The 278-nt window shown below is 52.2% G+C and carries 1 protein-coding gene; it reads left to right on the plus strand.

Going from position 1 to position 278, the window contains the following annotated elements:
• Window positions 1-73: 73 nt before the first annotated feature.
• Window positions 74-278: hypothetical protein (locus AC1RPQ_RS08440; RefSeq protein WP_481762335.1), on the plus strand; the 205-nt coding region annotated here is incomplete at its 3' end.

Consider the following 278-nt stretch of genomic DNA (forward strand, 5'->3'; position numbering starts at 1 on the left):
CAAACGCTACTGGCCTAAGTCTGCACAGATGTGGAATTGGGAAGAGAATGAGTACGTAACATAAGGAGATCAAGTGGCAGAGTTTGTGGCTGTGGGAGATGCACACTTCACCGATTCCTCAGGATCGGGAGGTCTTTCGAAGTACGTACAAAATCCGGACAAGATGGTCGCTGACGAGATTAGGCGAGGTCCCGTCAAGTACGCACGTGACAACGGTATCAGCAACATCTTGCTGCTAGGTGACCAGTATGACGGCCCACGCGCCTCGTACTCTGGAC

This window comes from Dellaglioa sp. CoH-57-MRSF-21 (genome assembly GCF_056781915.1).